The organism is Pseudomonas azotoformans (assembly GCF_001579805.1).
GTDB classification, from domain to species: domain Bacteria; phylum Pseudomonadota; class Gammaproteobacteria; order Pseudomonadales; family Pseudomonadaceae; genus Aquipseudomonas; species Aquipseudomonas azotoformans_A.
On sequence record NZ_CP014546.1, the window covers coordinates 3,521,034 to 3,542,035 of the forward strand.

17 protein-coding genes, 6 tRNA genes and 1 pseudogene are annotated in these 21,002 nt (G+C 60.5%); 11 read left to right on the top strand and 13 right to left on the bottom strand.

All coding sequences use genetic code 11. From position 1 onward, the window contains the following. Positions 1-12: 12 nt before the first annotated feature. On the bottom strand, positions 13-771 hold the full coding sequence (locus AYR47_RS16445) for a hypothetical protein (RefSeq protein ID WP_082461488.1): 759 nt from the start codon (positions 769-771) through the stop codon (positions 13-15). Between the two features lie 372 nt (positions 772-1,143). Here AYR47_RS16445 and AYR47_RS16450 point away from each other — a divergent pair. From AYR47_RS16450 to AYR47_RS16475, 6 genes are all read left to right on the top strand, one after another. Further along, positions 1,144-1,219: transfer RNA gene (locus AYR47_RS16450), tRNA-Glu, on the top strand. A gap of 3 nt (positions 1,220-1,222) precedes the next feature. Next, positions 1,223-1,298, top strand: a tRNA-Gly gene (locus tag AYR47_RS16455). A gap of 104 nt (positions 1,299-1,402) precedes the next feature. Next, positions 1,403-1,478 (top strand) — tRNA-Glu (locus tag AYR47_RS16460). A gap of 3 nt (positions 1,479-1,481) precedes the next feature. Further along, positions 1,482-1,557: transfer RNA gene (locus AYR47_RS16465), tRNA-Gly, on the top strand. A gap of 103 nt (positions 1,558-1,660) precedes the next feature. Continuing rightward, a tRNA-Glu gene (locus tag AYR47_RS16470) sits at positions 1,661-1,736 on the top strand. A 3-nt stretch (positions 1,737-1,739) separates the two neighbouring features. Further along, positions 1,740-1,815, top strand: a tRNA-Gly gene (locus AYR47_RS16475). Between the two features lie 73 nt (positions 1,816-1,888). Here the strand turns inward: AYR47_RS16475 and AYR47_RS16480 are convergent. Next, complete coding sequence (locus tag AYR47_RS16480) at positions 1,889-2,680, bottom strand: response regulator transcription factor (RefSeq protein ID WP_061435919.1); 792 nt, start codon at positions 2,678-2,680, stop codon at positions 1,889-1,891. 138 nt (positions 2,681-2,818) lie between these two features. On the opposite strand from AYR47_RS16480, the gene AYR47_RS16485 reads away from it, so the two are divergent. Continuing rightward, complete coding sequence (locus AYR47_RS16485) at positions 2,819-3,922, top strand: polyamine ABC transporter substrate-binding protein (RefSeq protein WP_061435921.1); 1,104 nt, start codon at positions 2,819-2,821, stop codon at positions 3,920-3,922. Between the two features lie 59 nt (positions 3,923-3,981). Continuing rightward, entirely contained in the window at positions 3,982-4,233 is a 252-nt protein-coding gene (locus AYR47_RS16490; protein ID WP_016979527.1) for a hypothetical protein, read from the top strand. An 11-nt stretch (positions 4,234-4,244) separates the two neighbouring features. On the opposite strand, the pseudogene pdxR reads toward AYR47_RS16490, so the two are convergent. Beyond that, positions 4,245-5,751, bottom strand: a pseudogene (gene pdxR, locus AYR47_RS16495) (MocR-like pyridoxine biosynthesis transcription factor PdxR). 77 nt (positions 5,752-5,828) lie between these two features. On the opposite strand from pdxR, the gene AYR47_RS16500 reads away from it, so the two are divergent. After that, entirely contained in the window at positions 5,829-7,490 is a 1,662-nt protein-coding gene (locus AYR47_RS16500; RefSeq protein ID WP_061435922.1) for a M24 family metallopeptidase, read from the top strand. Between the two features lie 49 nt (positions 7,491-7,539). Here the strand turns inward: AYR47_RS16500 and AYR47_RS16505 are convergent, their stop codons facing one another. From AYR47_RS16505 to AYR47_RS16540, 9 genes are all read right to left on the bottom strand, one after another. Further along, positions 7,540-8,544 (bottom strand): NAD(P)/FAD-dependent oxidoreductase, encoded by a 1,005-nt coding sequence (locus AYR47_RS16505; RefSeq protein ID WP_061435925.1) that lies wholly within the window; start codon positions 8,542-8,544, stop codon positions 7,540-7,542. Beyond that, a complete protein-coding gene (locus AYR47_RS32975) occupies positions 8,531-8,764 on the bottom strand; it encodes a hypothetical protein (protein ID WP_237142471.1) in 234 nt (77 codons plus the stop codon). The genes AYR47_RS16505 and AYR47_RS32975 overlap by 14 nt, the downstream gene beginning before the upstream one ends. Then, on the bottom strand, positions 8,748-10,700 hold the full coding sequence (locus tag AYR47_RS16510) for a hypothetical protein (RefSeq protein ID WP_237142472.1): 1,953 nt from the start codon (positions 10,698-10,700) through the stop codon (positions 8,748-8,750). The genes AYR47_RS32975 and AYR47_RS16510 overlap by 17 nt, the downstream gene beginning before the upstream one ends. A gap of 118 nt (positions 10,701-10,818) precedes the next feature. Further along, positions 10,819-12,558 carry a dipeptidase gene (locus tag AYR47_RS16515; protein ID WP_061435927.1) on the bottom strand — a complete coding sequence of 580 codons (1,740 nt, stop codon included), beginning with the start codon at positions 12,556-12,558 and terminating at the stop codon, positions 10,819-10,821. Between the two features lie 95 nt (positions 12,559-12,653). Further along, on the bottom strand, positions 12,654-13,871 hold the full coding sequence (locus AYR47_RS16520; protein WP_061435929.1) for a phospholipase D-like domain-containing protein: 1,218 nt from the start codon (positions 13,869-13,871) through the stop codon (positions 12,654-12,656). A 52-nt stretch (positions 13,872-13,923) separates the two neighbouring features. Beyond that, positions 13,924-14,571, bottom strand: coding sequence for a MotA/TolQ/ExbB proton channel family protein (locus AYR47_RS16525; RefSeq protein ID WP_028615752.1), 648 nt, complete (start codon positions 14,569-14,571; stop codon positions 13,924-13,926). A gap of 17 nt (positions 14,572-14,588) precedes the next feature. Next, on the bottom strand, positions 14,589-16,871 hold the full coding sequence (locus AYR47_RS16530; RefSeq protein ID WP_061435931.1) for a TonB-dependent receptor: 2,283 nt from the start codon (positions 16,869-16,871) through the stop codon (positions 14,589-14,591). A 24-nt stretch (positions 16,872-16,895) separates the two neighbouring features. Then, complete coding sequence (locus tag AYR47_RS16535; protein WP_061435933.1) at positions 16,896-17,624, bottom strand: energy transducer TonB family protein; 729 nt, start codon at positions 17,622-17,624, stop codon at positions 16,896-16,898. A gap of 2 nt (positions 17,625-17,626) precedes the next feature. Continuing rightward, on the bottom strand, positions 17,627-18,034 hold the full coding sequence (locus AYR47_RS16540) for an ExbD/TolR family protein (RefSeq protein WP_061435935.1): 408 nt from the start codon (positions 18,032-18,034) through the stop codon (positions 17,627-17,629). Between the two features lie 190 nt (positions 18,035-18,224). Between AYR47_RS16540 and AYR47_RS16545 the strand changes: the two genes are divergently transcribed. Together AYR47_RS16545 and AYR47_RS16550 are read left to right on the top strand one after the other, a co-directional pair. After that, positions 18,225-18,779: a GNAT family N-acetyltransferase gene (locus tag AYR47_RS16545; protein WP_061435936.1), complete on the top strand. Its 555-nt coding sequence runs from the start codon at positions 18,225-18,227 to the stop codon at positions 18,777-18,779. Then, positions 18,776-20,350, top strand: a complete 1,575-nt coding sequence (locus AYR47_RS16550) for an alkaline phosphatase D family protein (protein ID WP_061435938.1) — start codon at positions 18,776-18,778, stop codon at positions 20,348-20,350. The genes AYR47_RS16545 and AYR47_RS16550 overlap by 4 nt, the downstream gene beginning before the upstream one ends. Here AYR47_RS16550 and AYR47_RS16555 read toward each other — a convergent pair. Further along, positions 20,347-20,973 (bottom strand): serine-tRNA(Ala) deacylase AlaX, encoded by a 627-nt coding sequence (locus AYR47_RS16555; RefSeq protein WP_033897706.1) that lies wholly within the window; start codon positions 20,971-20,973, stop codon positions 20,347-20,349. The two genes, AYR47_RS16550 and AYR47_RS16555, sit on opposite strands and share 4 nt — an antisense overlap. Between the last annotated feature and the right edge of the window lie 29 nt (positions 20,974-21,002).

Here is a 21,002-nt window from a genome sequence, read left to right on the forward strand (position 1 = left end):
GGGGAGGGCCAATCAATCGTAGATGACTTTCTTCTTCCACTCGGCGTCGGTGTCCACCACTTTGAGGCCTTCGGTCAGTTCGTTGACCTCGTCTTCGGCCGGCTTGCTGTTGGTCAGCACCGTGGAGTTGGCACGGGCCAGTTGGGCTTCCAGCTGTTGCAGTTGTGCGCTGTAGATCACCGGTTCCGGCTGTTTGCGCAGGTACTGCACGCCGCGCTCGAACGCCAGGCGTGCCTGGCCCGGCTGGCCTTGTTGCAGGGCGTGCTGGCCGAGGTTGTTGAAGAACTCGATGTGCAGCAACACCAGGATATGGCGGATTTCACGGATCCAGTGCTTGGCCTCGTTGGCCGGCAGGAAACCGTCCTGGGCGGCGCGGGTGACCTGGCCGTGCAGGGCTTCGAGCAGGAAGCGTACGTCCTTGGCCTTGGCTTCGGTCTGGATCGGCGCGGGCGGGTTGTTCACCGGGATCGATTCGCCCTGGGCCACCAGCGTATTCAGCTCGGCGATGCGGGCCTTCAGCGGTGCGCTGCCTTTGTTGAGGTTCAACAGGCGCTGGTTGACGTTGAGTTCCAGGCGAGTCATCAACAGTTTGAGCGCCGGGGTCATCAACTGGCCGGGGAAGGTCTCGGTGATTTCACCGCAGCGACGCAGGCGATCATTAAGCTCGATCTCGGTGCGCTTCTTTTCCAGCTTGTTGTTTTCCACCACGTGGTTCATGTAGCCAATGGCGATCAGTATTACGATCCCGGCTATTACCAGCAGGGTGATCATGAGTGGTGTCACCGGTGTGACCTCTTTATAGGGTTTACAGTGGAGTGTAGTGACTGGGCCATCCGGCGGATAGGACTGATCGACCAGTTGCCCAGGTAGTTTGCTTCTATATAGATAGGCGCTCCCTGCATGGATGCACATTGCCATCATTTGCCGGAGCGAACTATAGCGCCTTGTCGGGCGCCATAATATAGGCGTCAAAGCCCGGACGCGCACAATTCGCCCGCAGGCCCTGAAAGCAGGTCGAAGTCATTGATTTTAATAAATTTATCCTTGGGGGTTGACGACCTTTCAATCCATCCATAGAATGCGCGCCACTTAACGCGTAAAGCACACAGCGAAACGCGGTTAGGTAGTGAATGTTGTACGTGTGTCCCCTTCGTCTAGTGGCCTAGGACACCGCCCTTTCACGGCGGTAACAGGGGTTCGAGTCCCCTAGGGGACGCCATTTGCGGGAATAGCTCAGTTGGTAGAGCACGACCTTGCCAAGGTCGGGGTCGCGAGTTCGAGTCTCGTTTCCCGCTCCAAGTTTAAGCAGTGTGGCTCTCGGGCGGCACTGAGTGAAACCAGGGCATGATCTTCGGATCTAACCTCTGGGCACTGAAATACACACCATGTGTTTCAGTTGTGTGTCCCCTTCGTCTAGTGGCCTAGGACACCGCCCTTTCACGGCGGTAACAGGGGTTCGAGTCCCCTAGGGGACGCCATTTGCGGGAATAGCTCAGTTGGTAGAGCACGACCTTGCCAAGGTCGGGGTCGCGAGTTCGAGTCTCGTTTCCCGCTCCAATTTAAGCAGTGTGGCCTTCGGGCGGCACTGAGTGAAACCAGGGCATGATCTTCGGATCTAACCTCTGGGCACTGAGATACACACTCTGTGTCTCAGTAGCGTGTCCCCTTCGTCTAGTGGCCTAGGACACCGCCCTTTCACGGCGGTAACAGGGGTTCGAGTCCCCTAGGGGACGCCATTTGCGGGAATAGCTCAGTTGGTAGAGCACGACCTTGCCAAGGTCGGGGTCGCGAGTTCGAGTCTCGTTTCCCGCTCCATATTCAACAAAAACGCCGATCAGCAATGATCGGCGTTTTTGTTCGTGCGTGATTTGTGAGAGGACGCTGGCGTTCAATGCGCAGGCGACGTTTCCTGCCCTGGCATGAAAAACCGTGCAAACAACTCGGACTGAGACTTGATGCTCAGCTTGTTGTAAAGGTTGCGACGATGAACTTTGATGGTCTCTGTGGACAGGTTCAGCTTGCCGGCGATCTCTTTGTTGGAAAAACCGCTCAACAGTAACCGCAGCACATCTTTTTCGCGCGCAGTGATTTGTGCGCCAAGTTGCATGATTGCCTCAGACCATGGCGGCGGCTCGGCCTGGCTTTTTTCCGCATCATTCTCAAAGCACATGCGTTGATGCATCAATGCCATCACCCACGGTTTGATCATGTCCAGCGTGGTGATCTGCTGCGGGCTGTAACGCACGTTGCTGCCAAATGAAATGCACAGCGTTCGGTCGACGTCGAGCTGCACGTTGTACTGCACCTCGTCCACGCTGACGTACTGGGCGAAGTACTGGTGGTAATACTCGGTGGTCAGGAAATGCTCCGGCGCGATGTCGGACAGATGGAAAAAACCACTCTGCGGGTTTTCCCGGTTGGCGATGTAAAAGGGGTCCAGCAGGTACAGCCCTTTTACATAGCGCTGGGTCAGGGCGTCCACTTCGTCCGCATCGGCGACTTCGGTCAGGCTGATGACCCGCACCTGTTGGTCGCTGAAGATCAGTACAACCCAATTGTCGATCTGGACATATTCCTTTAACACGCGAACCAGCGAGCTCCAGAACGCCGGGCGGTTCAGCTGCATGATCAGCGTTCCGGCGGACCGATGCCAGGCCAGGTTGTGAAGGTCGAGCGACATTTACTACCCCTTTAGGGTTAGGCATTCATGGGGCTGGGCTAAGTACTTCTGGGTATTTACTAATCGGACGTGCCGCGTATATTCACCCACCAGTGGATGCAGGCCATGATGGCCTGTCGTTTTGACAAGGATAGCGAGATGAGTCAACCCTATTTGCGCGCCATTTTTATGGCTGCGCTGGTCTCTGTGTGTACCAGTGCGCCGGTCTCGGCGACCGAGCCACGGGTCAACCTGTATAACTGGTTCGGGCTGATCGCGCCGGAAACCCCCAAGGAATTTGAGCAGAAAACCGGTACCCGGATGCATCTGGATGCCTTCGACAGTGCCGAGATCATGCAGAGCAAGGTCATGGCCGGGCGCACCGGGTATGACGTTGTCGTCGCCACCTCGAATGTCTTGCCCAGCCTGATCCAGGCCGGTGTGCTGGCACCGCTGGACCGCTCCCAACTGAGTAATTTCTCGCACATCGATCCGGAAATGCTGACGCTGCTGTCCGCCAACGATCCGGGTAACCGCTATGCCGTGCCGTATTTGTGGGGCACCACCGGCATTGGTTACGATGTGGATAAGGTCAAGGCCGCCCTGGGTGACGATGCCCCGGTGGACAGTTGGGACCTGATCTTCAAGGAAGAGAACATCAGCAAGCTCAAGTCGTGTGGCGTGGCAATGCTCGACTCGCCGAGCGAAATCATCTCGATTGCCTTGCATTACCTCGGCCTGCCAAGCAACAGCCAGAACCCTGAGGATTACCAGAAAGCCCAGGCGCTGCTGCTGAAGATCCGCCCTTACGTCCTCTACTTCGACTCTTCCAGGACCGACGCCGACTTTGCCGACGGCAATATTTGTGTGGTGGTCGGCTGGGCGAGCGGGGCGCTGACGGCGCAGGCTATCAATGAGAAAAACAACACCGGCCGCAAGATTGCCTACAGCCTGCCGCGTGAGGGCGGGTTGGTGTGGTCGGAAAACTTTGTGCTGCTCAAGGATGCGCCGCATGCCAAGCAGGGTCTGGCGTTCATCAACTACATGCTCGACCCGCAAGTGATCGCCAAGAGTTCCAACCACACGCTGTACCCCAACGCCAACAAGGACGCCACCGTGTTGGTCGAGCAGAAGTTGCGCGACAACCCCTGGATTTACCCGTCCAAAGAGACGATCGCCACCTTGGTTCCCCTGGAGCCGCTGCCCTTGAAATTGGAGCGAATCCGCACGCGGGTGTGGACCAAGGTGAAGAGCGGCACCTGATCGGGTGAATGAATAGGCGGGTCGGGCTGCTGCAGACGTGCCAGTGAAGGAGAACAATCATGGGCCAAGCCGAATATCAGCGCGACGTGAAGTCGGACGATGACAAGGCGTACAAGGACATCGAGGAACAGATCGGCCACTGTACGCCCGAACAAGCCTGGGCCATGTATTACGTCTCGACGGGCATGGTGCGTGAGTACATTACGCGGGCGGTGATGGAGCATATTGGCCGGGGCAACCGGGCGCTGCTGCTGGAGTTCCCGGAGCTTGCCCGGACCGAGGAGCGATCACGCTTCCTGCTGCCGCTCTAACCGAATGCCGATCAGTGATGATCGGCATTTTTATGTGCGCGCCGGTTCGCCGCTTTGGCCAAGCGCAACGTAGCCTCGCGGATCTCTTCCTGATTCAGCGAGGCGAAGCCCAGGCGCAGCGCATTTTCTGCCTGGTCCATCGGCGAGAACTGCCGGCCACTGCGTACGACCAGCCCGTGATCAAGGGCTGCGTTCACCGTCTGGTCGACGTCGATTGCATCGTCGAAACGCACCCACAGCGCCAGGGCCGCCTTCGGGCTCGCGCACCTGGATCCGCTCACCGAACGCCGCATGCAGGCAGCCTTGCAAGGTTTCACGGCGGGCGCGGTATTCCTTCGACACGCGGCGCAGGTGCTTCCTGAGTTCGCCGTCGTTGATCAGGTTGGCAAGCATCTTCTGCGCGACCGCGTCGGCATCGCCCAGCATCAGTGCGGCGTTGCTATGCAGGGCTTCGACCACCTGCGCAGGAGCCACCACATAACTGCAGCGGAACGTCGAGCCGAGAGCCTTGGATAATGAGCCAACATAAATCACATGCCGCTGCGCACGATCACTGGCCAGGGGCAGGTAGGGGCGCCCGCTGAAGTGAAATTCGTGGTCGTAATCTTCTTCGATGATGCAGAAATCATGCAGCGCCGCCAATGCCAGCAACTGCTGCCGCCGCGCCGCGTGCAGGCTCACGGTGGTGGGGAACTGGTGGTGTGGCGTGAGATAGATCATCCGCACCTTGTGTTCGCGGCACAGGCGATCGATCTGGTCCGTGCGACAGCCTTCGTCGTCGATGTCCACCGTAACCAGTTGCGCCCCCAACCTGCGGAAAATCTCCCACGCCGGCGGGTAGCTCAGGCGCTCCACCAGCACCACGTCGCCGGGTTTGAGCAACAGGCTGGCGGTCAGGTACAGCGACATCTGGGTGCCTTGGGTCAGGCAGATGTTTTCGGCGCCGACCGTCAACCCACGGTTGTTACGCAGCATCTCGGCCAGCGCGCAGCGCAGATGATAGCCGGTGCCCTCGCTGCCGTAGCGCAGGGTGTTGGACGCAAAGCTGCTGCGCAGGGCATTGCGGTAGTAGCGGTGCAGCACGGCTTGGGGCAGCAGGCGGTGGTCGCTGGTGCCGTTGTCGAAAAACAGCGCGTCATGCCGATGGTTCAGCGCCGTCACCTGCGCATTCTGGGCGAAATAGGGCGCGGCTGTCTGCGCCAGGATGGGCGGCGCGAAGGGCGACTGCGCGCGGCTCGGCAGTTGCTTGGCCGTCAACTGCGCATTGACGAAGGTCCCGCGTCGCGGCTCGCTGACCAGCCAGCCTTTGGTCATGGCCTCTTCGTAGGCCAGGATCACCGTCTTGCGGTTAACGTCGAGCAACTGCGCCATCTCCCGCGTGCCCGGCAACAGTGTGCCTGGCAGCAATCGCCCTTCAACGATCGCGGTCACCAGGCCTTCGGCAATCTTGCGATAGGACGCCTGGCTTGCACTGTCGTTGAGCTTGAGCAGCGGTCGCCATTTTCGCATCTGGACCATCTGAAGTATCCAAAACTGGAGGTTTTAATGGGCCTAGTCTAGCGCAACAATCACGGCTCACTCACCCCGAGGTTGTTATGAATACACGTCATGTCATCGAACTCTCCCCCTCGGGGAAAACCTTTGAGGCTGGTGACGAGTTGTTGCTCGACGCGATGCTCGCCCATGGCTTGTCCGTGCCGTTTTCCTGCCGACGCGGTGCCTGTGGCTCCTGCAAGGTGGTGGTCGCGGAAGGGGCGTACCGGGCCAAACAGCTGGCGCCGGACGCACCCGCGCCGTGCTATCCGTTGGCCGCCAATGAAATGCTGTTGTGCCAGAGCCACGCCTGCGGCGACATGCGCCTGGAAATCCCCGGCTGGTCGTTGGACACACCCGCGCTGGTGGTCGAGGCGCAGGTCGTGAGCAAACGCGCACTGAGCCCCGACATCATTGAGCTGGTGCTGATGCCGGACAGGCCGCTGGCAGTGCGGGCGGGCCGGTACCTCAAGTTCCGCCTGGTCGACGGTGACTCGCGGTGTTTCTCGATCGCCAACCTGCCGGCCGACGACGATGGGCGGCTGGTTTTTCAGATTCGCCAGGTGAGTGGCGGGCTGTTTTCCGAAACGTTGCTGGCCGATCTGGAGGCTGGCGATCTGTTGCAACTGGAAGGACCGTTTGGTGCCTGTACCTGGCAGGACAATGACAATGCGCCCGTCGTCCTGTTCGCCACGGGCACCGGCTATGCGGGTATCAAGCCCATCCTGCTGACCGCCCTGACGCGTGATGTTGACGTGACCTTGTACTGGGGCGGCGGGCAACCGGCAGATTTCTATGACCGCATGTTCCTGGACCAGTCGGTCATCGATCACCCACGCTTTCACTGGCACCCTGTGTTGGTTTCCCAGGGGCGAGTGCAGGAAGTTGCCTTGAGCCATGGGCATGACTGGGAAGCCGCCCAGGTGTATGCCTGCGGTAATGGCGCCATGATCAGTCAGGTGCGCACGGCGTGTCTGGACGCCGGCTTGCCCGGTCATCGATTCGTCGCGGAAGCCTTTGTGCCCAGTGGCCGGTCGAGTGCCGGCACGGCGCCCAAGGCGTTGCACCCGGTCTGGGAGAAAGTCGGCCCACGTTATTCTCTGGACGGCATGTTGGCCGCGCGCGATCAGTCCATCCGTGCCCTGGCGGCAATTGCCAGCCGACTACAAGTGGGCATGACCACCGGCGAAGCCCTCGACATGGCCGCCGACCAACTGCAAGCCATGGGCGCTTCCCACACCTGGCACCCGACCTACATCCGTTTTGGCGACGACACGGTCCGCCCGCCCCGCGAAGGCATTGACCGCCAGCGCAGGCTGCGCGCCTGCGACATTGTCGTGGTCGATCTGGGCCCCGTGTGGGACGGTTACGAGGGCGACTATGGTGACACTTTTGTGTTCGGTGACGCGCCGCTGCACCTGGCGTGCAGGACCGCACTGCATGAGGTGTTCGACGAAACCCGCGACGCCTGGCTACAGGGCCTCACTGGCCGCGAACTCTATGACTTCGCCGAGCAGAGCGCCGTGGCAAAAGGCTGGAGGCTGGCGCGTAACCTCGCAGGGCACCGCCTTGCGGATTTCCCCCACGCGTTGTTCGAGAATAAGGTGCTGGCGGACCTGGAAATCCCACCGAGTGAAATGGCTTGGGTCCTGGAAATCCAGCTGTGCCATCCGATCGAACCAATCGGTGGATTCTTCGAGGATATCCTGATGCTTGATGCTTGATGCCTGAAGGCATGAGCGGATGATTGCGGCAGACTGCAAATCCCGCAACTTACAGCCAATCCGGTGGATAAGGGTGGCGTCGATAGAAACCGCGCAAGGCCTGCACATCGCGTTCGAAGCCTTGCTGTACCCAGGCCTGGTAGGCCGCTTGCACGGTTTTTTCGCCGGAGGGCCAGGACAGGCAGTCGATAATTGCCGAGGCGGCCTGCATGCCCGAGATCAAAGCCTTGATCACACCATGGGAGGCGCAGGGGTCCAGTGTAGCGGCTGCATCGCCCACCAGAAAATACCCGGGGCCTGCTGTCGTGCGGCAGTGTCGCCATGACACATCCGCGCCACGCGCCCTGGCGATCACCGGGTACTGCTCAAGCCCTTCGGGCGCCTGGCGGCACGCACCCGCCTCAGTAAACGCCAAGTGGGTCCAGTGCAAGCAGTGCTCGCTCAGCCGTGCAATCCAGTGCCAGCCGTGGGGGTGGGCAAACAGCCCGAGTTTTTCGTCGGGAAGACGGCTCTCCTTGCAGTAGCCATATCGTGCGATCAAGCGTGGTGAAAAATGCCGCCAGGGTATCTGCAGTTGGCGTTGCAGCCAGCCGTGATGGCCTGTGGCGTCAACGACATAGCGGGCGACCCATTGCCTTGAGCCTGACTGGACGCCCTGAACGCGACCGCGTTGGTGCATGACGTGGCTGACACGCGTGGGGTGTGTGATGTGCACGCTCAGGATGCGCGCCTGCTCTAGCAGTTGTTGGTCGAGCAGCGCGCGTGGCATCTGGAAACCCAGCCACGCTCCTCCATGTCCCGCGCCGAACGCATTGAAGCGCGGCGGTCCCTCCCAGTGCACCCAATGGCCTGGGTGCCGCCGGCAATCCAGGGCGACAATGCCCAGTTGCCGTAGTAGTGGTTCGACACCAGGATGGAGTGTTTCCCCTGGCTTGTCCCTGGGGAACGCAGCCTTCTCAAGCAGTGCCACCCGCAGCCCTTTTTGCGCACAGGTGATTGCTGTCGCACACCCTGCCGGGCCAGCGCCTACGACAACGACGTCAAAGCGATTCATCGTGACGCTGCCATGGCGCTCCATTCAGGCGGATAAGCACCGCGTCCGGGCTCATGTACAGTTCCACCTGTTGTTCTATTTCCACATGACGAAGCTTGAAATTGTCCGCGGGCGTGCTGATCGTACCGTGCTTGAACAATCTGTAGAACTGCACATCGCCCTCCAGCCGAAAGTCGGCTTCTTGTTGCGCCGCCTCGAAGCCTTCATCCGGCAGCTGCACCAGAAAAAACGACAGCAAAGGCCATTGTTTTCGCTGCTCTTTGTCTGATCCGGCGCCGACGGCCTGGTACGCGCGCCGCATCCCCAACACACGTTGATGGTACTGCTCGGTGCTGGTGTGTCCGGTGATTGCCAGCGACAACTGACCGGGCCAGCGCGGCTTGCGTGTAATCGCTGTACTCATAGGCGTCGTACTGGATCACGGTGCGACCGTCGACCTCAACCGACGTAGGCCCGCGACGGCCATCCCAGCCCGGACTGCCCGGCGATCCGATTTCGTTGTCCGTCAGCGGGATGGTCGTGGCTGACACACTGCGCGGTTCGAATGTGCGGGTCGAGTCCGGCGCTACGCCAGGCCAGTAGGAACCCAGCGCAGCACAGATACGTGCATCCTCGGTAAACGGGCTGGCCAATTGATATCCGCACAACACATTGGCGAAGGGCGCATCCACCAGGCCTCGACCAATTTCCCAGCCTGGACCGAATACGCCGCTGGCGAAATCCGGCAGCCAGGATTGTCGCTGGGCACGCGCCACCTGTGGGCTTGTGCGGGGTGTCGTGAAGGAATGGGGATGGGAGACGATTGCTGTGACGCCCCGGTCCTCCTGATCGAAGTAATGACCCTCAAGGGACTGATTGATATAGAAGCGCACGTCGGAAAGCGGATTGACCCGTGTGTGCCACACCTCCGGGCAGGGCGGCGTCGGACAGGGGAATACTTCGGGGTCACTGGACCACTCCTTGAGTTCCAGTTGTCCGCACAGCGGGAAAAAATCCGGCGCACCGATGATGGAATAAGCGGCGATGCTGTCCAGCATCAACTGCGGGCAATACGCGCGCACCCAGCCATCCGCCATGGCGTCCTGATAGTGCAGGGCACGATAGCCGCCAGCCTTGACCATCGCGTCGACATTTTCCAGATCATTGAGGTCTTCGATCGAGCCGTCATCGCGTACACGGTGACGCCCGTGGATCAGGCCACCCGAGTTCGGCGGCATCATGAACGACAGCGGTTGCCCTTTGTAGTAAGCCGGTTCGACGAGGGTCTGCTTGGCATCAGGCATCAGCAACCCCGGCGCGAATGCTTCGGTATCCGCCCAATGGCTCAGACCTTGGGTAATCACGAAAGGCGCATTCAGAATGTCAGGCTCTTGCCAGCCGGTGCCGCGAAAGCGCCTGTGGATCTGTCCGATCTTTTCATTGATCTGGTGGTTTTCCAGCAGCACCCTCAAGTCCAGTTCCGCGAGGCATTCATCGCCATCAAACAGCTTGTGCAACGGCACCCAGAACTCCAAGTCCTGGTCGATGGGCTGGGCGTTCATCGGACCGAATCGCTCGGGCTGGCCAACGTGTTTTGCGGTAATAAAAGCGCCATAGCGCGCCGGGATAACGCGCATTTGATTGGGCTGGCCCTCAACGAAGGGCAAGAACCCCCGTCGTTGCGGATCGTAAAGCGCAGCCGCTGTTCCAACCCTGGCGACGCCTGCGCGTGAAAAGCACAAGTCAGCGTGGCGACGGTGCACGGTTTCAGGTTGTGGCCTGTATTCGTAGGCGAACACGGCGATTGCCAGTATCTGATCACCGAACGCCTCCAGGGTCGGTGGAACGGCGCCGTAAACGTAATTGAGCACCTGTTCGATTTCCGCAGCAGTCGGGAAAACGGTCAGTGTTTCGCCCCTGGCTCCGGTGCTTACATTGGGCGACGCGAGTGCATGAAACAGCAGGCTGTCAGCCGGTCGCCCAGGCGCTATGCCGTGCATTGCGCTGACGGAGAAATCCTCGAAACCCGACAGCGTGCGATTGATCTGCAAAGGTTTGGCGAGTTCTTCACGTAACGTGGCTGACGTGATGTCCAGGCCGTGTTGCAGCAACAGGTCGCGCCACCCGAAGGGCGCCAGACGGGCACATGCACGTTCGACAGCGTTGAGTAACGACATACGCATTCCTCCGACAGAGTCAGAGGGTAGGGTACGCAAGGATATTCAGCGTGGTAACTGACCGAACGGATAGGTACGCGTCAGAAAGGACCCGCCAGGTTGGCGGGTCCGGCGAGGGTCAGAGCTTGGGCAGTTGGCCGATGCGGCCCATCATTTCGGTGACGATCTGCAGGTCCAGCAGGAACTGGTCGACGGTCTTGAACTCGTTGTCGGTGTGCCCGGTGTACTTCACTTCCGGACGTGCCAGGCCGAATTGCACGCCGTTGGGCAGTTCATGCACGGAGGTCGCGCCCGCGGAGGTGCCGAATTTATGTTCCATGCCCAGGTTTTCGCTGGCCACGGCCAGCAGGGCCTTGACCCACTCACCTTCAGGGTTGCGGTACATCGGCTCGGCCACAGAGTAGGTAAATCCTACCTTGACCTTGGTTTTCTTGTCCCAGGCGCTCAGCTTGTCGGCGATCTCGGCTTTGAGTTTTTCCGGTGACTTGCCCTTTGGCACGCGCAGGTTCACGGCCAGCTTGAAGGCCTTGTCATCCAGGCCGACAAAGGTCAGAGAAGTGGTCAGCGGCCCCATGAACTCATCAGAGAAGCCCACGCCCAACTTGCCGCCCAGGTAATCCAGGCCCCAGTTGTCAGACGCATAACGTGCAGCATCGGTGATGTGGTTGTGCTTGAGGGCGATCTTGCCATCGACGCTGTGGATCAACTCCAGCATGCGCGCCACCGGGTTGACCCCGGATTCCGGCTCGGACGAGTGCGCGGATACGCCGGTGACGGTCAGCTTGACGTTTTTGCCGTCGACCTTGGCGGCCACTTCAAAATCGCCACCGTTGTTCTTGGCGTATTCAGTACCGGCCTTTTGCAGGCTGGCCGCCAACTCGGCAGGTTTGTCGCTGACAAAAGTCGCCACTGACGCCGAGGGAATCTGGTTGGTCGCCATGCCGCCGGTCATCGAGATGATTTCCGCGCCTTTGCCTTCACCCTTGCGACGCGGGAAGGTGGCCATCACCGTGCCGTAGCCTTTCTCGGCAATCACCACCGGGTAACCGCCATCCAGCGCCAGGTTGTACTGCGGTGTCGGGTTCTTTTCGAAGTAGTAGGGAATCGCGTCGCCGGAGGTTTCTTCGGTGGTGTCCACCAGCAGTTTGAAATTGCGTGCCAGCGGCAGCTTCTCTTCCTTGATCACCTTCATGGCATACATCGCCACGACGATGCCGTTTTTGTCATCCTCGGTGCCACGCCCGTACATGCGGTCGCCGATCAGCGTGACTTTGAACGGGTCGAGCTTGGTGCCGTCTTTCAACACCCAGTTTTCCGGTGTCACGGGCACCACGTCGGCGTGGGCGTGGATACCGACCACTTCATCACCGCTGCCTTCCAGGGAAATTTCGTACACACGGTTGTCGATATTGCGGAACGTCAGGTTAAAGGCCTTGGCCAGTGCCTCGATCTTGCCGGCAATCTTGATGAACTCCGGGTTCTTGTACTGCGGCAAACCGTCCACATTGAACGTCGGGATTTCTACCAGCTCACGCAGGGTTTCGGTGGCGGCCTTGCCGTACTTCACTCGCGTGTAGATACCGAGCAGGCGATTGATCTCGTTCTGCTGGTCCGCGCTCAAGGTTTTGTTATCAAGAAACGCACTGATCGCCGGGCCCACATCACTGGTCTTGCCCAGGTCGCCCTTGGCCAGGGCGCCGAGGAAACCACGGAAGTCGGTGACGGACGTTTCGTTGAAATGCTTCAGAATTGCCGTGCTTTGGTCCGGGGTGATGTTGGCGAAAGCGGGGCTGGTGATGGCCGAAAGGCTCGCCGCGAACAGGGTGGCAGCCGCCAATTGCTTGAGTGGAAAGTGCATGGAGAAAGGCATTCCTTTGCAGGTAATAAGTGGGAAGTTTCTGATCGAACTGTCAGAAACATTTCCACACACTACCACTACTCAGGTGCCTCTGGTCAATGCTGGCCAGGGTGGGGCTCAGGGTACTCCTCGGTCACGTTCAAGGCTCTAGCATAAGGCCCATCCCACAATTGCTCATGCAACTCCCCGACCCGCTTGGCCATCGCTTCACTGCGCATCACCACTTCCAGGTTGCGCGAGTTATCCAGGTACCCGCCCAGCCAGTTGCTGGTGCCGATCCAAGCAACCTGGCCGTCGATTTCCATGGTCTTGCTGTGGATCACCCGCGCATACGGGATAAAGCCTTGCTTGGCCTCGGGCAGGGTGACGATCTTGATGTGCACGTTGGGCAGCACGGCCAGGCTTTTGAGGTAGGGCAACTCCAGCGTGTCGGTGTTCCAGTTGGACACCATCAGCTTGATCGACACGCCACGCGCCGCTGCCGCACGCACGGCATTGTCGATCACTGCGTAGTACGGACGGGTCTTGTCCGGTCCGTAGGACAGTGGCGCATAGTCCAGCAGTTGCACGCGCACTTCGTGTTTCGCTTCGCTGAGTAAACGCGGCAGTTCCAGCTGTGAATCGCCCACACCTGGCGGGTTGTAGCGTTGCGGGCTGGCGACCAGGTAGTTGCCGGTGCGTGGCGGCTCTTTGCTGGAGGCAGGCAGCGGAACGGGTTGGTTGTTGGCCACGGCCTGCTGGGCTTTCCAGTCTTGCTCGAAGATCGCCTGCACTTGGCTCACCACGGTCGGGTCGGTGATACGCAGCCCGGTTTCGTGGATATGTTCCAGCGAACGCCAATCAAAATTCTGGCTGCCGACAAATGCCTGCTTGCCATCCACCACCAGGTATTTGGCGTGGATGATTCCGCCGCTTACCCGCGCGTAGGGCAGCACGCGAAAGGTCAGGTTGGGGATTTTCCGCAGGCGTTCCAGAGTGGACGCTTCCGACAACCGGATGCCTTTTTCTTCCAGCAGAAAACGAATCTCCACACCGCGTTTACCGGCGGCTTCCAGGCGTTCGATCACGCGGTCCATCACCGAGCCTGGGTGATCGGCGGCGTAGAACTGGCCAATGTCGATGCTGTTTTTTGCGCCATCAAACAGCTCGCTCCACACCGGGCCGGGCTGGCGCAAGTCGTCGGTGCCGAGGGCGGTGTCCACCGGCACGGTGTGCACCAATTCAAACCCCGGAATCGAAAAGTCCGCCTGGGCCAGCGGACTCATGAGCAAACCTGCCAGGCCTGCGATGCGCAATTTCAAGGAAATGGACATAGGAATTCCCATCACAAAAGAAAGCGGGCGCATTGCGCGCCCGCTGTTGCGTTTACGCCGTGCGGCTGTGCAGCGGCGTTGGCACCAGGTGTGGCACTTCACTCTGTACGCGGGCGCCGGTGGCCGCGCGGATCAGCAGGATTTTCAACTGGTCGTTGATGCGCTCCAGGCTGTCCTGGAAGAAGTTGTGGAACACCACGCAGAACAGCGCGATGGCGATCCCCAGGCCGGTGGCGAACAAGGCCGTGCCGATGCCACCGGAAATCTGCCCTGGGTCGGACACACCCGCCGTGGCCAGCGCCTTGAAGGTGTCGATGATGCCGAGGATGGTGCCCAGCAAACCCAACAGCGGCGCGGCGGTGGTGATGGTTTCGATAATCCACAGGCTGCGGGCCAGGGGGGCGCGGGTGGTCAGGTACTGGGTTTCGATCACGTCATCCAGGTCCTTGCGCGAACCTTGTGAGGCTTTCTGTGCCAGCACTGGCAACACCATGCTCAGCGGCAGGCTGTCACGGCGGGTCAGGCTTTCCGGCAGGTCGCGTTCGCTGTGTACATTGGCGCCGAGCACCTCGGTCAGCGCGCGGGCTTGGCGGCGTACGTAGGCGAAGTAAATCCCGCGCTCGATGGTGATAAAGATCGCGATAGCCATCGCGGCATACATCACATAAAAGGTGATGTCGTGGAGCAGGTTCATGTCCATGTTCATTTACCTCGCAATTAGAAGTTGGCTTCCAGGGAGACCGTCACGGTACGTTCCAGGCCTACGATGTAGGCCGGGTCGCCGTCGCGGAAACCGCTGTAGCTGGCCGCGTTGGTCTTGGTGGTGTACACGCCGTCCAGGTATTTCTTGTCGAACAGGTTGTCGACGTTCAGGCGCAGGGTCGCGTCCTTGACCACCTTCTTGTCCACCGGCAGGTAGATACCCGCGCCGGCGTTGAACACGGTGCGGCCGGAGATGGCTTCGTCATTGGTCAGGTCGCCGTAGAGCTTGCTGGTGTACTTGCCGCCGAAGGTGCCGTAGAAGCGGCCGTCGTCGTAGCCGATGTTGGCGGCCAGCATGTTTTTCGGCACGTTGGCGAACTGCTTGCCGCTGGTCGGCAACAGGATGGCTTTGCCGGCGTTGTACACGGTCAGGTCGTCTTGCTGCTCGGCCTTGGTGTAGGTGTAGGAGGTGTAGTAGTTGAAGTGATTGGGCAGCAGGCCGCTCCACTCCAGCTCCAGGCCGCTGTTGTTGACGGAGCCGGCGTTGATGTCGGCGAAGTCGCCGTTGATGTCGCGCGACGACACCTGGCGATCCTTGAACTGCATGTAGAACAAGGTGGCGGCGACGGTCATGTCTTCATCGGTGTAGCGCCAGCCCAACTCGTGGTTCCAACTGGTTTCCGGCTTGGAATCGATGGAGCCGACGCCCTTGTCGTACAGCACATAGTTCTGCGGGATGCGCATGTTGCGCGACAGGCTGTAGAACAACTGATCGCGTTCATCCAACTGGTATTTCAGGCCGGCGTTGGGCAGCAGTTTGTTGTAGGTCTGGTTACGTTTTTCCGGCTGCTCGGTGAGGCTGCCGTGGTTGGTGCCGTCACGCTTGACGTTCATGTAGGCCAGGCCGGCGATCAGGGTCCAGTCCGAGTTGATGTACCAGGTGTCCTGGGCCCAGACCTTTTGCGCCGGGGTGATGGTGAAGCGGTCGCGACCCTGGATGGTGTTGCCATTGGCATCAACCACCGCGTCGTTGGAGTCCGGCCAGGTGTCGACCGGCTTGCCACTGGCCTTGAGCGGAATGAACGGCTGGGTCTGGCTTTGACGTGCGCGCTCGTACCAGTAGCCGACTTGCAGGCTGTGATCGCCCAGGTCCCAGTTGAGTTTGGTGGTGATGCCCGGACGCCAGGTCTGGGTGCGCGAAGGGCGGTAGTACACACCGTTGTTCGGGGTGCCGTCGGCGTTGTATTGGGCACCGGTCGGCAGGTTGCCCAGGTCGAACACGCCGCCTTGGTTGGAGCCGCGGTTCAGCGCATAGCTGGACGAGCCCACGCCGCTGCCGTTACCCCAGTAGTAATACGGGATCACCGACAGCGCGAGGTTGTCCGCCAGTTTGAACTGGGTGTTGAGCACGGCGGTGAATGTCTGGAACGGGTTCTGCGCCAGGGCGTAGTAGCTGTTGTACTTGCCGTTGCTGCCCACGGTCGGCGTGGCCGGGTAGGGGTCGTACTTGCGACCGTTCTGCTGGTACTGGGCCTTGGTCAGCTGGCTGTAGCTATTGTTGTCCTGCTCGTGGTACTTGAGGATTAGGTTGGCGGTGTTGCCATCGCCGGCGTCGAAGAAGCTGTTCCATTCGACCTTGTCCGCGCGCACGGCGCCCGAACCGCGCCACATCTGGCCTTCGGTGTGGGAGGCCGACAACCAGTTGCTCAGGCCATTGATCTCGCCGGTGTTGAGGCGAGCAAAGGTCTTGCGCGTGGCGTTGCTGCCCATCACCTGTTTGACGAACGCCCCGGTTTCCTTGGTCGGGCGAATGGTCACGATGCCGATGTTGCCGCCGCTGGAGCCGATGTGCGGGCCGTCGGCCTCCGACGAGCCCTGGGTGACGAAGATCTGCTCGATGTTTTCCGGGTCGCCCAGTAGGTTGGAGTACAGCGCGTAGTTGCCGGAGTCGTTGATCGGCATGCCGTCCACCGACATGCCCACCTGGTCGGAGTTGAGCCCGCGCATGGTGAAGCGAAAGCCGGACAGGCCGGTGTTGTCTTCGCTGGAAATGTTCAAGCCTGGTGTGTACTTGAGCTTGTCCACGGCGTTGCCGGTGGCGGTCTGTTTATCCAGCGCTTCCTTGGTCACGGTGGAGCGGCCCTTGATGCTTTCTTCCTGCACCATGTAGCCGCCACCTGCCGTGGCCTTGCCCTGAACCCCAATCGTCCCGACGTCGCTGTTGCTGGTGTCGGCCATGACCATTCCATGGCCCATGCTTGCGGCAACGAGTGCCAGATGAATCCGTGTGAACCTCATCTCTGTCGTCCTGGTGTCGGGTGCTTATTGCACGCTGTAGTTGAAGGTGGCGGTGAAGCGCTGCTCATTGCGGCCCCCGAAGGCTTGCTCGGGGAACGGCTTGACTTGCTTGATACGACGCAAGCTGTTGGTGGCGGCCCGGTTGAGCAACATGCTCGAGGCCTGGGTCTGCAAACCGGAGTCGAGAACCCGACCCTGGCGATCGACCAGCAACCAGACCACCACTTCGCCGGTGGGGCGTTCGAGAGAGGCCTGGCGTCCGGTGGGGTACTGCTTGTAGGTATCCAGCTCGTTGCGCAAACCCTTGAGGTAACCGCCTTCCAGCGCTTGGCCGTCGACCTTGGGGGGCGCGGGCGGCGCGGGTGTCGGCGCGGCCTGGGCCACGGGCGCCGGTGCCGGTTTGGCGGCGACCGGTGGGGGTGTCGGGGTGGGCGTTGGCTTGGCGATCACGGGCTTGGGCACAGGTTTTGGCTTGGGCTCAGGCTTGGGTTTTGGCAGCGGTTTTGGCGGCGGCGGTGGCGGGGCGGGTTCGGCCTCTTCATCCTCGATCACCGGCGGTGGCGGCTCTTGTTCCACCACCGGCTCGGGGATCACTTCTGGCTCCGGCTCGACCAACGCCAACTCGACCGCCGACTCGTCGTACACCGGCTCGACCTTCAAGGTCTGGGACTGGATACCCAGTGCAATCAGCACCAGGGCGATCAGGGCCGGGACACTGCCCAGCAGCTGACGCGCACGAAACAATACGTACATGATCAGGACTTACGCGTGGCAATGGACACGGAGGTAAAGCCACCCAGACGCAGGGTGTCCATCACCTCCACCAGGCGCGAAACTTCTACGCCTTTGTCGCTGTTGACGATGATGGTCGACTTGGTGTCAGGCTTTTGCGCCGCTTTCAGCGCCGGCACCAACGCGTCGACCGTGAGGTCCTTGCCATCCAGTTGCAGCTGGCCTTCCAGGCCCAGTGTCAGGATGAATTTGTTCTGTGGTTTGAGCTGCTGCGAACTGCTGGCGCTGGGCAGTTGCGTCTTCATGCCGAGGGCCGGAATCACGTTCAGGCTCACGAGTACGAAAAACACCAGGAGGAACATCATCACGTCGATCATCGGAATCAGTTCGATGTGCGCCTTGCGTTTTTTCGGTTCGTCCCAGGTTCTCATTCCGCTACCCCGTTATTGAATTAGGGGCGACACGCTAACAACCAAAAATGACCGATTGGTTAACTTTAATTGACGTTTTGAGGGCTCTAGGACAAGTCTTTCAGACAATTCTCAAGACATTTTTGTGACGTAACAGAATTGACATGCACCAGGGGCATTCTCAAAAACTTTACATCGAGGGCCCCTGGAAATGAGCCGTGAACTGCCACAGATATCCACGCCGCGACTGTTAATGCGCGCACTGGAAAACCACCAGGCCGAGACGTTGTGCACCCTCGCCAACGGCCCGAAAATCGCTGACAACACAGCGAGTATTCCTTCGCCTTACACCCTCGAAGTCGCGCAGGATTTCATCGCTGGCATGCCGGAGAAATTTCGCTCGGCCCACCTGTTGAGCCTGGGCATGCATCGGCGTGACAGCGGCGAGTTGATCGGCATCGTCAGCCTGCGCATCAAACCGGATCACCTCTACGGACACTTGGGCGGCTGGGTGGCGGCGGACGCGCGCAACCAGGGCTACGCGGCAGAAGCGGCGCGTGCACTGATGGACTACGGCTTTGCCGAACTCGGCCTGCATCGCGTGGGCAGCCAGTGTTTCAGTCGCAACAAAGAGTCGGCACGGGTCATGGAGAAAATCGGTCTGCAGTACGAAGGCTGCCTGCGCGGGGCGTTCTTCAAGAACGGCGTGCATGAAGACATGCTGGTGTTCGCCACGCTGCGAGAGGATTGGGAGTTTCGGCTGTGAGTGGCGAGGTTGATCATGGCCGACGCCGGGTGCTTGCCGGGCTGGCGGTTGCCACCACGTTTTCGATCCTCAGTCCGTTTGCGCGCAGTGCCGGCGTGGATTATCCGTTCACCCTCGGCGTGGCTTCCGGGGACCCGTTGCCCGATGGGTTTGTGATCTGGACGCGCCTGGCGCCGTTGTTCAATGCCGTGGATGGCCGGGGCGGCTTGAGCCGTTCCGTGCCCGTGCGTTGGCGGGTCGCCAGCGATGCCGCGATGACCCGCGTGGTGCGCCAGGGCGAAGTCATGGCCAGCGAGCGCTGGGGCCATTCGGTGCATGTGGAAGTCGCGGGGTTGGAGGCGGGCCGGCCGTATTGGTATCAGTTCGAAGGGCTGGGCGCGCAAAGCCCGGTGGGGCAGTCGCGCACGGCGCCTGCGGTGCATGCCATGGTGTCGGCACGCCTGGGGTTTGTCTCGTGCTCCCACTGGGAGCGCGGCTATTTCAGTGCCTATCGCCACCTGGCAGAGGAACAGCCCGACCTGGTGTTCTTTCTCGGCGACTACATCTACGACAGTTCCTACGCGGCGGATTCGGGCAAGATCATCCGCCCCCACGGCAGCGGCAATGCGGTGAGCCTGAGCGACTATCGCAACCGCTATGCCCTGTACAAAACCGACCCGGATCTACAGGCCCTGCACGCTGCTGCACCGAGCGTGGCGACCTGGGACGATCACGAAGTGCAGAACGACTACGCCAACCGCTGGTCCCAGGACCCGAAGATTCCGGTCGGGCAATTCCTGCAGCAGCGTGCGGCCGCCTACCAGGCTTACTACGAACATATGCCGCTGCGTGCCAGCAGTTTGCCGAAAGGGCCGGACATGCGTATTTATCGGCGCCTGGACTACGGTCGACTGGCCCGTTTCCACGTGCTGGACGGTCGGCAATACCGTTCCGAACAACCGTGCATTCCGGCGAATGGCAGCCACCAGGGACATATCGCCGATAACCTCTGTCACGACTTGCGCGACCCTGGCCGCACCATGCTCGGTTGGCAGCAAGAGGCTTGGCTGGACCAGGGGTTTGCCCAGTCGAAAGCGCAGTGGAACGTCATCGCCCAGGACCTGCTGGTAGCGCCGCTGACCCAGCGTGACCTGACCGATCACAAGCCGGGACGCTGGACCGACGGGTGGGATGGCTACATGGCCAACCGCTCACGGATGCTGGCGTCCATTGAGCGCAATCGCGTCAACAACCCGGTGTTCTGGGGCGGTGACATCCATTCGTTCTGGGTCACGGATTTGCACGCCGATGCCAACAACCCGGATTCGCGGGTGGTGGCTACGGAATTCGTCGGTACGTCGGTGACGTCTGACGGGCCGCCTTTTGCTGCGTTCAGCAAGCTGCTGCCACTCAACCCCCATGTAAAATTTTTCGACAGTCGCCAGCGAGGGTATGTGTCGGTGGAGGTGGAGGAGGGCAGGATGCTCACGAACCTGCGGGTGATTACCGACCCTCGCGACCCGATGGCCACGGTGTCGACCCTCAAGTCGTTTGTGGTGGAACCAGGGCGGGCGGGGGCGATTGAGGTTTAATTGAGTTCGTAGCGCACGGACAGCGCGCCCTTTTTCTCTGACAAGGCCAGGATAGTCACCTGGCCCAGCTCGCTCAGTGCCTGCACGTGGGTGCCGCCGCAGGCATACGCGGGCAATTCGCCAAAGCCGACTTCGCGGGTGCCGTCTTCCAGGTTCATGTGGCGCGGGTAGTCTGCGGCGATCCATTGATTGACCTGTTGCTGGATTGCCTCGGCGTCCATGGCTTGCGCCGCTTCGCCACGGATGAAGGTGATCTTGCCTTCGCCCGGCCAGTGATGGGCCTTGATCGGCATCCAACCCAGGGTTTCGCCTGCGTTGCCAATCAAGTGCCCGGCGGAATGCAGTCGGGTGTGTAGAGTACGACGCTGCGCATCGACTCGCGCGGTAATCAGACCTGGCTCCAGTGGCCGGTCGACGTAGTGCACCACGCGATCGGCTTCCTGGGTGACGCGCAGCACAGTGCTTTCACCCAGCCAGCCTGTATCGAAAGGTTGCCCACCGCCCTGGGGGTGAAAAATCGTCGACTGCAGGATGACTGCAAACTGCTCCTCGTGGGGGGTGCAACTCAACACCTCCAGCTCGGCAGTCAGGTGGTCGTGGGTAAAAAACAGGCGCTCGGTCATCATCTACATCCGCATCAGGGTTCTGCGCG

What these genes read in the sequence shown, in the direction of transcription:
- AYR47_RS16445 (WP_082461488.1), bottom strand. Translation starts at nt 771, where the DNA reads ATGATCACCCTGCTGGTAATAGCCGGGATCGTAATACTGATCGCCATT.
- AYR47_RS16480 (WP_061435919.1), bottom strand. Translation starts at nt 2,680, where the DNA reads ATGTCGCTCGACCTTCACAACCTGGCCTGGCATCGGTCCGCCGGAACG.
- AYR47_RS16485 (WP_061435921.1), top strand. Translation starts at nt 2,819, where the DNA reads ATGAGTCAACCCTATTTGCGCGCCATTTTTATGGCTGCGCTGGTCTCT.
- AYR47_RS16490 (WP_016979527.1), top strand. Translation starts at nt 3,982, where the DNA reads ATGGGCCAAGCCGAATATCAGCGCGACGTGAAGTCGGACGATGACAAG.
- AYR47_RS16500 (WP_061435922.1), top strand. Translation starts at nt 5,829, where the DNA reads ATGAATACACGTCATGTCATCGAACTCTCCCCCTCGGGGAAAACCTTT.
- AYR47_RS16505 (WP_061435925.1), bottom strand. Translation starts at nt 8,544, where the DNA reads ATGAATCGCTTTGACGTCGTTGTCGTAGGCGCTGGCCCGGCAGGGTGT.
- AYR47_RS16510 (WP_237142472.1), bottom strand. Translation starts at nt 10,700, where the DNA reads ATGTCGTTACTCAACGCTGTCGAACGTGCATGTGCCCGTCTGGCGCCC.
- AYR47_RS16515 (WP_061435927.1), bottom strand. Translation starts at nt 12,558, where the DNA reads ATGCACTTTCCACTCAAGCAATTGGCGGCTGCCACCCTGTTCGCGGCG.
- AYR47_RS16520 (WP_061435929.1), bottom strand. Translation starts at nt 13,871, where the DNA reads ATGTCCATTTCCTTGAAATTGCGCATCGCAGGCCTGGCAGGTTTGCTC.
- AYR47_RS16525 (WP_028615752.1), bottom strand. Translation starts at nt 14,571, where the DNA reads ATGGACATGAACCTGCTCCACGACATCACCTTTTATGTGATGTATGCC.
- AYR47_RS16530 (WP_061435931.1), bottom strand. Translation starts at nt 16,871, where the DNA reads ATGAGGTTCACACGGATTCATCTGGCACTCGTTGCCGCAAGCATGGGC.
- AYR47_RS16535 (WP_061435933.1), bottom strand. Translation starts at nt 17,624, where the DNA reads ATGTACGTATTGTTTCGTGCGCGTCAGCTGCTGGGCAGTGTCCCGGCC.
- AYR47_RS16540 (WP_061435935.1), bottom strand. Translation starts at nt 18,034, where the DNA reads ATGAGAACCTGGGACGAACCGAAAAAACGCAAGGCGCACATCGAACTG.
- AYR47_RS16545 (WP_061435936.1), top strand. Translation starts at nt 18,225, where the DNA reads ATGAGCCGTGAACTGCCACAGATATCCACGCCGCGACTGTTAATGCGC.
- AYR47_RS16555 (WP_033897706.1), bottom strand. Translation starts at nt 20,973, where the DNA reads ATGACCGAGCGCCTGTTTTTTACCCACGACCACCTGACTGCCGAGCTG.